Origin of the sequence: Bradyrhizobium sp., from assembly GCF_004799405.1 — a bacterium.
Lineage (GTDB): Bacteria > Pseudomonadota > Alphaproteobacteria > Rhizobiales > Xanthobacteraceae > Bradyrhizobium.
In genome coordinates this window covers 172,188-182,514 of sequence record NZ_SSMW01000080.1, presented here as the reverse complement: position 1 = coordinate 182,514, position 10,327 = coordinate 172,188, and the positions used below count along the sequence as shown (strand labels likewise).

The following is a 10,327-nucleotide window of genomic DNA, read 5'->3' as shown; positions in this document are numbered from 1 at the left end:
ATAACTCCGCCGACTTGACACCAGCGTCGGGGTGTCAGGACCACACGACTTCGCCGTCCGCCTCAAGCGCATTCGTCAAAGCGCCATCCGCGTCCACCGCATCCCGTCCCGCGTCCGTGACGATCGCGAGCCGCCCCTCCAGAGGGACGAGACAAGGTGGATATGGGCTGATTCGGTTATTCTGAAAATCAGAATATTTTGTGAGTGAGGCTTGACCGGTTTTACTGATTTGCCCGACGGGTAAAATCAGATTGATCCCGCAGGAGAATTTCTCTTCAAGCGTCATTTCCGGATTGCACTTGGCGACGCGCCACGAAAGCCGGATTTGACGGTCCCGTCGAACAATATCCACTGTTCGGGCCGAAGCTGACATCGCTCGAGACGCCAAGACTTCCGGGTTTGACCTAAAGCGGACACGGAACCTGTGGCCGTTCGAGCGTGATTGAGTGCTCTTCCCACTCGCCGCGCATTCACAAACTGCTAGTCTTGGCCGTGGCTCGAGGGACGGAGAAATGCGCTTCGGTTCGCCGACGCGATGCCGTAGAATAATCGAGGAACGACATGATGAATCCACGAAGATTAGACACTTGGTGTTTTATCGCTTGGTTGGTCTCGCTCTTTGCAGTGGCGATATTGCTGTCGTCCCCGGCAGCAGCCGAGCCGGGACAATTCGTTGTAAGCCCGGTAGCGGAGAAAAAACTGAATGGTCTGCCGCCGGGACCGCTGTATTGGCGGATCGAGAATTTCCCGACACTCGACCAGGCACAAAGCGCCGCGGCCGCTAGTGCGACGTCGTTGGCCGCAGCGGTATCGGGCAAGGTCTGGCTGTTCACGCTCGGTCAGAAGGACGGCACGACGCCAGGCGGCACCAAAGTGGCCGAGATTGGTCCGGTGCCAGTTTTCGCGGCGCCGGAATATCTGCTGCGGATCAATCACGCCGGCGGTCCGCCCGGCTCCAAAACACCGGTACATTCACATCCCGGTTCCGAGTCGTTCTACGTGCTTACTGGTCAGGTCAGCCAAAGAATACTGCACGGGGTAAACCGCACGGAAGCTGGTCAGTCACTGGTGGGCCACGGCCCGGACATGCCGATGGAAGTGTCTAACAGCGGGACGACCGATCTGGATCAACTGGTGATGTTCCTGCTGGATGCGACCAGGCCGGCGTCGGTGCCAGCCAAGTTTGAGTGAGAGGACAGGTGGCGTCAATCAAGGGAATAATGTTCGGCCTGGAATTGGAAACGGTTACTTCGGTGAATCCGCGGACGGGTTGAACAGTTTTTGGCTATTGACCTGATACGCCCCGATTGCTTGCTGCCCCTCGGGCGAAACCAGCCAATCTGCGAACATCTTCGCAGCCGCGAGTTTTGCGCCGGCATGTTTTTGGGGACTTAGTTCGATGACGTCGTACCGGTTGAGAAGGCGCGGGTCACCCTCGACCGCGACAATCAACGATCGCTTGTTGTTGAAGCTGAGCCACGTGCCGCGATCGGACAGCGTGTAGGCGTCGATGGCGCTCGCGGCATTGAGCGCCTGACCCATGCCGCCGCCGATGTCGCGATACCATTTCTCCTTGTTGAGCATGTCCGGGGTCCGACCGGCGATCTTCCAAAGACGCAGCTCGGCCGCATTGGTACCGCTGTTGTCGCCGCGCGACACGAACGGGGCCTGCGACGCGGCAATCGCCTTCAACGCCGCGACACTGTCGTTGCCGCCCTTCACATGAGCCGGATCGGCGGACGGCCCAACGATGATAAAGTCGTTCCATGCGATTTGCCGGCGCGTCAAGCCGTGGCCTTCATCCATGAAATGTTGTTCGGCCTCCGGATCGTGAACCAGCAAGAGATCGGCGTCGCCCCGCCGCACGGTGTCTATTGCCTTGCCCGTGCCCTGCGCCACCACGTTGACCATAATACCGCTCCTGGCCGTGAACTGCGGAAGAATGTTCGCCAATAGTCCCGATGCTTCGACCGACGTTGTCGAGGCCAGAACGATGGATTGCGGTTCGGCAGAACTTGCATTGGCCGCCGCCAGGATTGCGATCAGCGCCAGGATATTTCTGATCATACTTCGTCGCTCTCCGCCGTTCGCGCCCGCCCCGCCAATGCGAAGACCGTTGCGCTTACGGAAATGCTGATCCCGACCAGCACCGCACCAAGCGCCAATGCCAACGACAGGTCGCCCTGGCTGGTTTGAAGTGCAATGGCCGTCGTCATCGTTCTGGTCAAGCCGCGAATGTTGCCGCCCACCAGGATCACCGCGCCAACTTCCGAGACGGTGCGACCGAAGCCGGCCAGTACGGCGGTTACGAGGTCGGCGCGAATGATCATCAGAATTTGCGGAACCGCCTGCAATCGCGTCGCGCCATCGCTGGTTAGTTCGTCACCGTAGCGCGCCCAAGCCCGCTCGCTGGCGCGATGCACAAGCGCCGTGATGATCGGAATTGCAAGGATCGTCTGCGCGATCACCATGGCGGTCGGCGTGAAAAGCAGGGCAAGCGAGCCCAAAGGCCCGGAGCGCGAAAGGGCGAGATAGAGCACGAGGCCGACAACGACGGGCGGCAATCCAAAGAACGCATTGATCAAAACGACAATCAGTCGCCGTCCGCGGAAAGGAAAAATTGCAAGAGCGGCCCCGATCGGCAGGCTGATTGCCGTCGCGGCCGCCGTCGCCGCCAGGCTGACGCCGATCGATAGTGCGACGATCTCAAGGAAGCTGTGCAATTCGCTAATGGTGGTGATGGTGCCGGTGCGAGCCGCCGTTGTCGGAGCCGCGCCCTGCGAACCGTAGTCGGAGATTGCTTGCGAGGGAAGCCTTCGACCTAATCGCTAACCGGGCTGCCTGGCTTTGCGGCGGCCGTCGCAGGATTTGGGCCCTCTTCAGCCAAGCATACCGTAAGATAGGCGGTCCGGTCTCTTGGCAACACCTTGGCGGCGTCGGCCTTGCGACCGCACTCGATTTGCCTGATCTGTTCGGCGCGCCGCTTGACGGCAGCTTCTCGAAATTCAGGAGCGACAGAATTCGGGTCGACCAGCTTCTGAGCGAAGCTTGGCTCACCGAGGACAAATGCCATCACAAACGTCAATCGCCAGAATGATCTCACGGAAAAACTCCTGCTTGATCAGAAAAAACCTGGACTCAAATCCAGACCGTAGGACGCCAGCATCAGGGACACCGTCAGTCCGACGCCACAAAACATCACGAGGGTTTTAAGCGTTTCAACGTCAATCTCGATTCCGGAAGCGCGGGAAAGGACTCTTGCAATAGCAGTCATTTTGCAATCTCCAAAATGGGCCTCCACAGCAAGGCCGTTCTCGAAAATGTTGCCGCATCGCGCGCATGTGGACCGGGTCATGGACTCACGCGGCCTACCGTCCCGGCCAATCGAAAGCTCGCCGCTGCCGGAAGGTGCGGCGACCCAAGGGAGTGAAGAAAATCCCTCCAGGCAGAAAAAAGCTGCCTGGACGATGACCTCAAAGCAAGTTCCGGGCCAGCGCAGGCCAGTGGTGCGCTGAAATCCGGACCCGTCAAAAACAAACGGCTGAAGGGCTACAGCCTGCTCTGCCGCTGCCCGCGGCTCCACACCGCGAACGCGATCACCACCGCACCCGCCAGGCCGAACCAGGTGATGGCATATTGCAGGTGATCGTCCTTGAGATGGACCTCAAGCGGACCCGGCTTGGGGATGCCGCTTGCGGGCACCGGCGTTTCCAGATCGACATAGAACGGCGCGACATCGTTCCAACCGAGTGTCCGCGCCATCGCCAGGTGATCCCGCGTGAACCACAGCCGGCTGGCGGGATTTTCCGGCGGCGTCAGCAAGCCGGCTTTCTCGGGGAAACGGATGTAGCCGGTCAACGTCATGGGCTCGCCGGTTAGGAGCGGCGTCACGGCGCGATCCTGCTGCCCCCGGTCCTGCATGGTGTTTTGCACAAAGCCCGCATTGACCACGACGGTCTCGCCGGTCGGCAGCTTCGCCGGCATGAAGGCCCAGGTGCCGGGGCCGGAAATATCCTCGCGCACGGCGGAGCCGGAGCTGTAGACCATCGCATCGGGCAGCCTTGCATATGTCGCCGTCAACCGGACGCGGCGGAACTCGTCGCGCGCAGGCTCAAGCGCACCCCATTGCGTGGACGCCGGCAGCGCTTCGGGTGCGGCCGCCAGCCGTTCGGTCAGCGCCGCGATCAGCGCGTGCTTTTCGATCCGGCGCTGCAACTGCCACACCCCGAGGCCAGTGAACAGCGCCACCGTCACCAGCGTGAAAACGCCGAAGCCGGCGACGCTGCCGGGCCGTCTTCCGGATATGCCGGTCATTCCGGCTCGCGGCCGATCAACCGGCCTTCGGCGGCCTTGTGATGGAACTGCAGCGCGATCAACAGCGACTTCATCGCGCGCAGCGGCAGCAGCGTGGTGGCGAGAATCAGCGGCAGCCACAACACGGCATGCAGCCAGTATGGCGGCTGGTACTTGATCTCGACGACCAGCGCGCAGCCGACTACGATGGCGCCGGCAATCATGATGATGAAGATCGCGGGGCCGTCGCCGGCGTCGATGAAGGCATAATCGAGCCCGCAGGCCGTGCAGTTCGGCCGCAGCGTCAAAAATCCCGCATACAATTTGCCCTTGCCGCAGCGCGGGCATTTGCAGGCAAGGCCGCGCATCGCGCTTTCGGTCACCGTGGGTGGCGTCTGGTCCGGCATGCGATGTCCTTCCCTTCTCCCCTTGTGGGAGAAGGTGGCGCGGACGAAGTCCGGGCCGGATGAGGGGTCTCTATCCACGGAGACGGCCCCTCCTTGGTCTCGAATTCGCTGCGCTCATTCGAGTCACCTTCTCCCACGCGAGGAGAAGGGAAAAAAGGGACGGCCCCGCGGCCGCTCCTTGTTAGCACGCAGCCCAGTATCAATGCGCGCCGTGCGCCATGGTCTCGGCGCCGTGGCCCCAGACATAGATGCAGATGAACAGGAACAGCCACACCACATCGACGAAATGCCAGTACCAGGCGGCGAATTCGAAGCCGAGATGCTGGGTCGGCGAAAAATGCCCGGCATAGGCGCGGAACAGGCAGACGATCAGGAAGATCGAGCCGATCAGCACATGGAAACCGTGGAAGCCGGTCGCCATGAAGAAGGTCGCGCCGTAGATATTGCCGGCGAAGCTGAACGCGGCATGGCTGTATTCATAGGCCTGCACGCAGGTAAAGGACACGCCGAGCGCGATCGTCAGCAGCAAGCCGTATTTGAGGCCCTTGCGGTCGCCTTCCAGCAGCGCGTGATGCGCCCAGGTCACTGTGGTGCCGGAGGTCAACAGCAGCAGCGTATTCAACAGCGGCAGATGCCAGGGGTCGAAGGTTTCGATGCCCTTGGGCGGCCATACCCCGCCGAACAGCGCCTCGCGCGCGGCGTGGACCGGATCGGCCGGAAACAGCGCCGAGTTGAAGAAGGCCCAGAACCAGGCGACAAAGAACATCACCTCGGAGGCGATGAACAGGATCATGCCGTAACGGTGGCTGATCTGCACCACGCGGGTGTGATCGCCCTTGTACTGGGCTTCGCGGATCACATCGGCCCACCAGCTCGCCATGGTGTAGAGCACGCCGATGACGCCGACGCCGAAAACGATCGGCGCCGCGGAGAACAGGTGGTGCATCCAGCCGATCGCGCCGACCGCCATGATGAAGGCCGAGACGGCGCCAACGATCGGCCACGGACTGGGATCGACGAGGTGGTAGTCGTGTTGCTTGACTTGCGCCGTAGCCATTGCGGTCTCTCCGTTAGCGGTGCCGTGCCATCCCAAAAAATCAAATCCCGGGATCTTTAAGGGAAGATCCCGGCGGTCAGAGGTTACCCTTGCGTCTATCCGGCTCGCTCGCCGCCAGCGGCTTCGGCGCCGGGTCGCGCAGGGGGTAGAAGGTATAGGACAAAGTGATGGAGTTGAGCCCCTCATTGTCGCTGTCCGTGACGATCGAGGGATCGACATAGAACACCACGGGCATGTCGCGCTTTTCGCCGGGGCCCATGGTCTGTTCGGTGAAGCAGAAGCAGTTGATCTTCTCGAAATAGCTGCCGACCGTCAGCGGCGCCACATTGTAGGCGGCCTGCCCGGTCGTGGTCCGCGCCGACTGGTTGGTCACATGATAGAACACGGTGACGACTTCGCCGATCCTGACCTCGATTTCGGTCCGCTCCGGCTCGAATTTCCACGGCAGTCCAGGGGCTACGTTGGAATCGAAGCGCACCGCGATCTTGCGCGCCAGCGGCGCCGACGAGGGTGCAGCGGTCGCGACCTGCGTGGTGCCGTTGAAGCCGGTGGCGCGGCAGAACCAGTTGTAGAACGGCACGGCGGCATAGGACGCGCCAACCATCAACACCACGACGAAACCGCAAATCGCAGCCACCACCGCATCGCGGCCAAGCCCGCGCCCCGAAACAAGCCCGCGCCCCGATGCCGGCTGGCGCGGCGTATCCTTGCGGTTTTCGGTCGGCAGTTGCGGCATCGTCGGTTGGTTTTCCATCGCGTTACATCGGCCGCACTAGAACGGCCGGCCCCTTGACCATGGTGACCGCGAAGAACAGCACGACCAGGATGCCGAGCGCGAGTGCGATGGCGATCGAACGCTGGCGACGGCTTTTCTTCTGCGCCTCGGTGAGGACGATTCCATCCGGCTTCCGCTTGTCGTCCATTGCCTCGCCATGCGCCCCCTACCAGACCGAAGGTGCCAGGGCATGAACGACAACCTCGGCCAGCAAGGTTGCGAACAGCGCGAACAGATAAAGGATCGAAAAGGCGAACAGCTTCCGCGTCGCGCGCGATGCGCCACCGCCCTCGCGATGGCGATAGACGTTGATCGCCAGCGCCAGCATGGCGGCGCCGAGAACCAGCGAGGTGATGCCGTAGACCGCATCGAAATAGCCGAGCGGCCACGGCGCGAAGGCGACCGCTACCAACACCACCGTGTAAAGCAATATCTGCAGCCGCGTCGCGTCGGGGCCGGCGACCACGGGCAGCATCGGCACGCCGGCGCGGGCGTAATCGTCGGCGCGGAACAGCGCCAGCGCCCAGAAATGCGGCGGGGTCCAGAAGAAGATGATCAGGAACAGCAGTATCGGCTCGATCGACAGCGAACCGGTCGCCGCCACCCACGCCACCACCGGCGGCAGCGCGCCGGCCGCACCGCCGATCACGATGTTCTGCGCGGTCCAGCGCTTGAGCGCCATGGTGTAGACCGCGACATAGAAGAAGATCGTGAATGCGAGCAGCGCGCCGGCGAACCAGTTGACCAGGATGCCGAGCGTCATCACCGAGAAGAACGCCAGCGTCATGCCGAACGCCAGGGCTTCCGGCCGGGTCACGCGCCCGCGCGGGATCGGCCGGTTGGCGGTGCGCGACATCAATGCGTCGATATCGCTTTCGTACCACATGTTGAGCGCGCCCGCGGCACCCGCGCCGGCCGCGATGCAGAGGATGGAGGTGAACGCCAGCACCGGATGGACGTGAATCGGCGCGATGAAGAAACCGACCAGCGCGGTGAAGATCACCAGCGACATCACCCGCGGCTTCAGCAACGCGACGTAGTCGGCAACCTCGGCCTCGGAAATCCGGGGCGACAGCTCGATGGCGTTGTGGTCGACAACCGACAAGACAGGTCTCGCTTCCTGGTGTCGCGGCGCAACCAGGCGCCGCGCATTCCGTATCACTGCACGCGCGGCAGCACTTCGAACTGATGGAACGGCGGCGGCGACGGCAGCGTCCATTCCAGCGTGGTGGCGCCGACGCCCCACGGATTGTCGGCGGCCTGCTGCTTGCGCACGAACGCGTCGATCACGCCGTAGAGGAAGATCAGCACGCCGAAGCCGGAAATGTAGGAGCCGATCGAGGACACCAGATTCCAGCCGGCGAAGGCGTCGGGATAATCGACGTAGCGGCGCGGCATGCCGGACAGGCCGAGGAAGTGCTGCGGGAAGAACACCAGGTTGACGCCGATGAAGGTGAACCAGAAGTGCAGCTTGCCGACGGTCTCCGAATACATGTAGCCGGTCATTTTCGGGAACCAGTAGTACCAGCCGGCGAAGATCGCGAACACCGCGCCGAGCGACAGCACGTAGTGGAAATGCGCGACCACGTAATAGGTATCCTGCAGCACGCGGTCGACGCCGGCGTTCGCCAGCACCACGCCGGTGACGCCGCCGAGCGTGAACAGGAAGATGAAGCCGATCGCCCACAGCATCGGCGTCTTGAACTCGATCGAGCCGCCCCACATGGTGGCGATCCAGGAGAAGATCTTCACGCCGGTCGGCACCGCGATCACCATGGTGGCGGCGACGAAATAGGCCTGCGTCGCCGACGACATGCCGACCGTGTACATGTGATGCGCCCACACCACGAAGCCGATGCCGCCGATCGCGACCATCGCATAGGCCATGCCGAGATAGCCGAACACCGGCTTCTTCGAGAAGGTCGAGACGATCTGGCTGACCATGCCGAAGCCCGGCAGGATCAGGATGTAAACTTCGGGGTGGCCGAAGAACCAGAACAGATGCTGGAACAGCACCGGATCGCCGCCGCCTTCGGCCGAGAAGAAGGTGGTGCCGAAATTGCGGTCGGTGAGCAGCATGGTGATGGCGCCGGCGAGCACCGGCAGCGCCAGCAGCAGCAGGAACACCGTGACCAGGATCGACCACACGAACAGCGGCATCTTGTGCAGCGTCATGCCGGGCGCGCGCATGTTGAAGATCGTGGTGATGAAATTGATGGCGCCGAGGATCGAGGAGGCGCCGGCCAGATGGATCGACAAAATGGCGAAATCGACCGCCGGTCCGGGATGGCCCGAGGTCGACAGCGGTGCGTAAAGGGTCCAGCCCGCGCCGACGCCGTTGGCGCCGGGCTCACCCTCGACGAAGCTGGAGATCAGCAGCAGCGCGAACGACGCCGGCAGCAGCCAGAACGAGATATTGTTCATGCGCGGGAACGCCATGTCCGGCGCGCCGATCATCAGCGGCACGAACCAGTTGCCGAAGCCGCCGATCATCGCCGGCATCACCATGAAGAAGATCATGATCAGGCCGTGCGAGGTCACGAACACGTTGTAGGTATGGGTCTCGTGGAAAATCTGGACGCCGGGATACATCAGCTCGGCGCGGATCGCGATCGACATCGCCCCGCCGATGATGCCGGCGATGATGGCGAACACCAGGTACATCGTGCCGATGTCCTTGTGGTTGGTCGAATAGACGAAACGCCGCCAGCCGGTCGGGTGGTCGTGTGCATGATCGTCATGCGCGTGATCGTCGTGAGCCGGTGTCGCTGCGGTCGTTGCCATGTTCAAATCCTGCCTTGCAGTCCTGCGGGCCTCGCGGCCCCGTCGCCCTTGTGCCGTCGATTGCGCGTTGAGCCCTTGGCTTAACGCGCCGCTGCGGCCGCCGAGGCGAACGAATTGCCCGCGTTGGCCGCAACCTGCTTCTTCTTCCAGTCGCCGTATTCCTGGTCCTTCACGACCCGCACCACGATCGGCATGAAGGCGTGGTCCTTGCCGCACAGTTCGGAGCACTGGCCGTAATAGGTCCCTTCCTTGGTGGCCTTGAACCAGGTTTCGTTGAGACGGCCGGGAATCGCGTCGATCTTGATGCCGAACGCCGGCACCGCGAAGGAGTGGATCACGTCGGCGCCGGTGGTCTGGATCCGCACCACCTTGTCGACCGGCACCACCATTTCATTGTCGACCCCGAGCAGGCGCGGCGGCTGCGGGCTTTTCTTGGCGCGCTCTTCGTCGCTCAGCATGATCGAGGTGAATTCGATCTTGTCGTCGGGATAGGCATAGGTCCAGTTCCACTGGTTGCCGGTCACCTTGACGGTCAGGTCGGCCTTGGGAACGTCGAGCTCAAGAAACAGCAGGCGGAATGACGGCACCACCAGCGTGACCAGGATCAGCACCGGAATCAGCGTCCAAGCCACTTCGATCAGGGTGTTGTGGGTGGTCTTGGAAGGTACCGGGTTGGTCTTGGCGTTGAACTTCACCATGACGATGATCAACAGGGCCAGAACGAACAGCGTGATGGCGGTGATGAGCCACAACAGGAAGTTATGGAACCAGATGATGTTCTCCATCACCGGCGTCGCCGCTTCCTGCAGCTTGTATTCCCACGGCGCAGGCTGCCCCAATTCGGCGAATGCCGTCCCGCTCGTCACCAGCGCTGCGCCGGCCACCGCCAATCCCAGCAACCGCCGGCCCATCAGGCCCTTCGACATCTTCATGCCGCTCGCGCTCCCTTGATAAAAGCCAAAGCATCCCGTCCCACGGCTGGAATGCTTGCACGATCCGTCCCCCGACAAG

Annotated in this window: 14 protein-coding genes; 1 reads left to right on the top strand and 13 read right to left on the bottom strand. The window is 62.4% G+C overall.

Annotated elements, in window-relative coordinates; all coding sequences use genetic code 11:
* Positions 1-34: 34 nt before the first annotated feature.
* Positions 35-373, bottom strand: a complete 339-nt coding sequence (locus E7813_RS13085; RefSeq protein WP_291574511.1) for a hypothetical protein — start codon at positions 371-373, stop codon at positions 35-37.
* Between the two features lie 188 nt (positions 374-561).
* On the opposite strand from E7813_RS13085, the gene E7813_RS13080 reads away from it, so the two are divergent.
* Positions 562-1,191: a cupin domain-containing protein gene (locus E7813_RS13080; RefSeq protein WP_291574508.1), complete on the top strand. Its 630-nt coding sequence runs from the start codon at positions 562-564 to the stop codon at positions 1,189-1,191.
* A 54-nt stretch (positions 1,192-1,245) separates the two neighbouring features.
* Here the strand turns inward: E7813_RS13080 and E7813_RS13075 are convergent, their stop codons facing one another.
* The 12 genes from E7813_RS13075 to coxB form a co-directional block, all read right to left on the bottom strand.
* A complete protein-coding gene (locus E7813_RS13075; RefSeq protein WP_291574506.1) occupies positions 1,246-2,067 on the bottom strand; it encodes a substrate-binding domain-containing protein in 822 nt (273 codons plus the stop codon).
* Positions 2,064-2,723, bottom strand: coding sequence for an ABC transporter permease (locus E7813_RS13070; RefSeq protein WP_291574504.1), 660 nt, complete (start codon positions 2,721-2,723; stop codon positions 2,064-2,066). The genes E7813_RS13075 and E7813_RS13070 overlap by 4 nt, the downstream gene beginning before the upstream one ends.
* A 98-nt stretch (positions 2,724-2,821) precedes the next feature.
* The gene (locus tag E7813_RS13065) at positions 2,822-3,073 is read right to left on the bottom strand and encodes a hypothetical protein (protein WP_291574536.1); all 252 of its coding nucleotides are present in this window, start codon (positions 3,071-3,073) and stop codon (positions 2,822-2,824) included.
* A 48-nt stretch (positions 3,074-3,121) separates the two neighbouring features.
* Positions 3,122-3,274 carry a hypothetical protein gene (locus tag E7813_RS13060; protein WP_291574501.1) on the bottom strand — a complete coding sequence of 51 codons (153 nt, stop codon included), beginning with the start codon at positions 3,272-3,274 and terminating at the stop codon, positions 3,122-3,124.
* 275 nt (positions 3,275-3,549) lie between these two features.
* The gene (locus tag E7813_RS13055) at positions 3,550-4,314 is read right to left on the bottom strand and encodes an SURF1 family cytochrome oxidase biogenesis protein (RefSeq protein WP_291574499.1); all 765 of its coding nucleotides are present in this window, start codon (positions 4,312-4,314) and stop codon (positions 3,550-3,552) included.
* Positions 4,311-4,700: a DUF983 domain-containing protein gene (locus E7813_RS13050; RefSeq protein ID WP_291574497.1), complete on the bottom strand. Its 390-nt coding sequence runs from the start codon at positions 4,698-4,700 to the stop codon at positions 4,311-4,313. Before E7813_RS13050 ends, E7813_RS13055 begins: the two co-directional genes overlap by 4 nt.
* A 199-nt stretch (positions 4,701-4,899) precedes the next feature.
* Positions 4,900-5,757 (bottom strand): cytochrome c oxidase subunit 3, encoded by an 858-nt coding sequence (locus E7813_RS13045; protein ID WP_291574494.1) that lies wholly within the window; start codon positions 5,755-5,757, stop codon positions 4,900-4,902.
* A 76-nt stretch (positions 5,758-5,833) separates the two neighbouring features.
* Positions 5,834-6,493: a cytochrome c oxidase assembly protein gene (locus E7813_RS13040; protein ID WP_291574532.1), complete on the bottom strand. Its 660-nt coding sequence runs from the start codon at positions 6,491-6,493 to the stop codon at positions 5,834-5,836.
* A 22-nt stretch (positions 6,494-6,515) separates the two neighbouring features.
* Complete coding sequence (locus E7813_RS13035) at positions 6,516-6,680, bottom strand: CoxF protein (RefSeq protein WP_291574493.1); 165 nt, start codon at positions 6,678-6,680, stop codon at positions 6,516-6,518.
* An 18-nt stretch (positions 6,681-6,698) separates the two neighbouring features.
* A complete protein-coding gene (locus E7813_RS13030) occupies positions 6,699-7,637 on the bottom strand; it encodes a heme o synthase (protein WP_291574490.1) in 939 nt (312 codons plus the stop codon).
* A gap of 53 nt (positions 7,638-7,690) precedes the next feature.
* A complete protein-coding gene (ctaD, locus tag E7813_RS13025) occupies positions 7,691-9,316 on the bottom strand; it encodes a cytochrome c oxidase subunit I (protein WP_291574488.1) in 1,626 nt (541 codons plus the stop codon).
* Between the two features lie 80 nt (positions 9,317-9,396).
* Entirely contained in the window at positions 9,397-10,248 is an 852-nt protein-coding gene (coxB, locus tag E7813_RS13020) for a cytochrome c oxidase subunit II (protein WP_291574486.1), read from the bottom strand.
* Positions 10,249-10,327 lie beyond the last annotated feature (79 nt).

Excerpts from the sequence above, each read along its gene's own strand:
- E7813_RS13085 (WP_291574511.1), bottom strand. The coding sequence starts at position 373 with ATGTCAGCTTCGGCCCGAACAGTGGATATTGTTCGACGGGACCGTCAA.
- E7813_RS13080 (WP_291574508.1), top strand. The coding sequence starts at position 562 with ATGATGAATCCACGAAGATTAGACACTTGGTGTTTTATCGCTTGGTTG.
- E7813_RS13075 (WP_291574506.1), bottom strand. The coding sequence starts at position 2,067 with ATGATCAGAAATATCCTGGCGCTGATCGCAATCCTGGCGGCGGCCAAT.
- E7813_RS13065 (WP_291574536.1), bottom strand. The coding sequence starts at position 3,073 with ATGGCATTTGTCCTCGGTGAGCCAAGCTTCGCTCAGAAGCTGGTCGAC.
- E7813_RS13060 (WP_291574501.1), bottom strand. The coding sequence starts at position 3,274 with ATGACTGCTATTGCAAGAGTCCTTTCCCGCGCTTCCGGAATCGAGATT.
- E7813_RS13055 (WP_291574499.1), bottom strand. The coding sequence starts at position 4,314 with ATGACCGGCATATCCGGAAGACGGCCCGGCAGCGTCGCCGGCTTCGGC.
- E7813_RS13050 (WP_291574497.1), bottom strand. The coding sequence starts at position 4,700 with ATGCCGGACCAGACGCCACCCACGGTGACCGAAAGCGCGATGCGCGGC.
- E7813_RS13045 (WP_291574494.1), bottom strand. The coding sequence starts at position 5,757 with ATGGCTACGGCGCAAGTCAAGCAACACGACTACCACCTCGTCGATCCC.
- E7813_RS13040 (WP_291574532.1), bottom strand. The coding sequence starts at position 6,493 with ATGCCGCAACTGCCGACCGAAAACCGCAAGGATACGCCGCGCCAGCCG.
- E7813_RS13035 (WP_291574493.1), bottom strand. The coding sequence starts at position 6,680 with ATGGACGACAAGCGGAAGCCGGATGGAATCGTCCTCACCGAGGCGCAG.
- ctaD (WP_291574488.1), bottom strand. The coding sequence starts at position 9,316 with ATGGCAACGACCGCAGCGACACCGGCTCACGACGATCACGCGCATGAC.
- coxB (WP_291574486.1), bottom strand. The coding sequence starts at position 10,248 with ATGAAGATGTCGAAGGGCCTGATGGGCCGGCGGTTGCTGGGATTGGCG.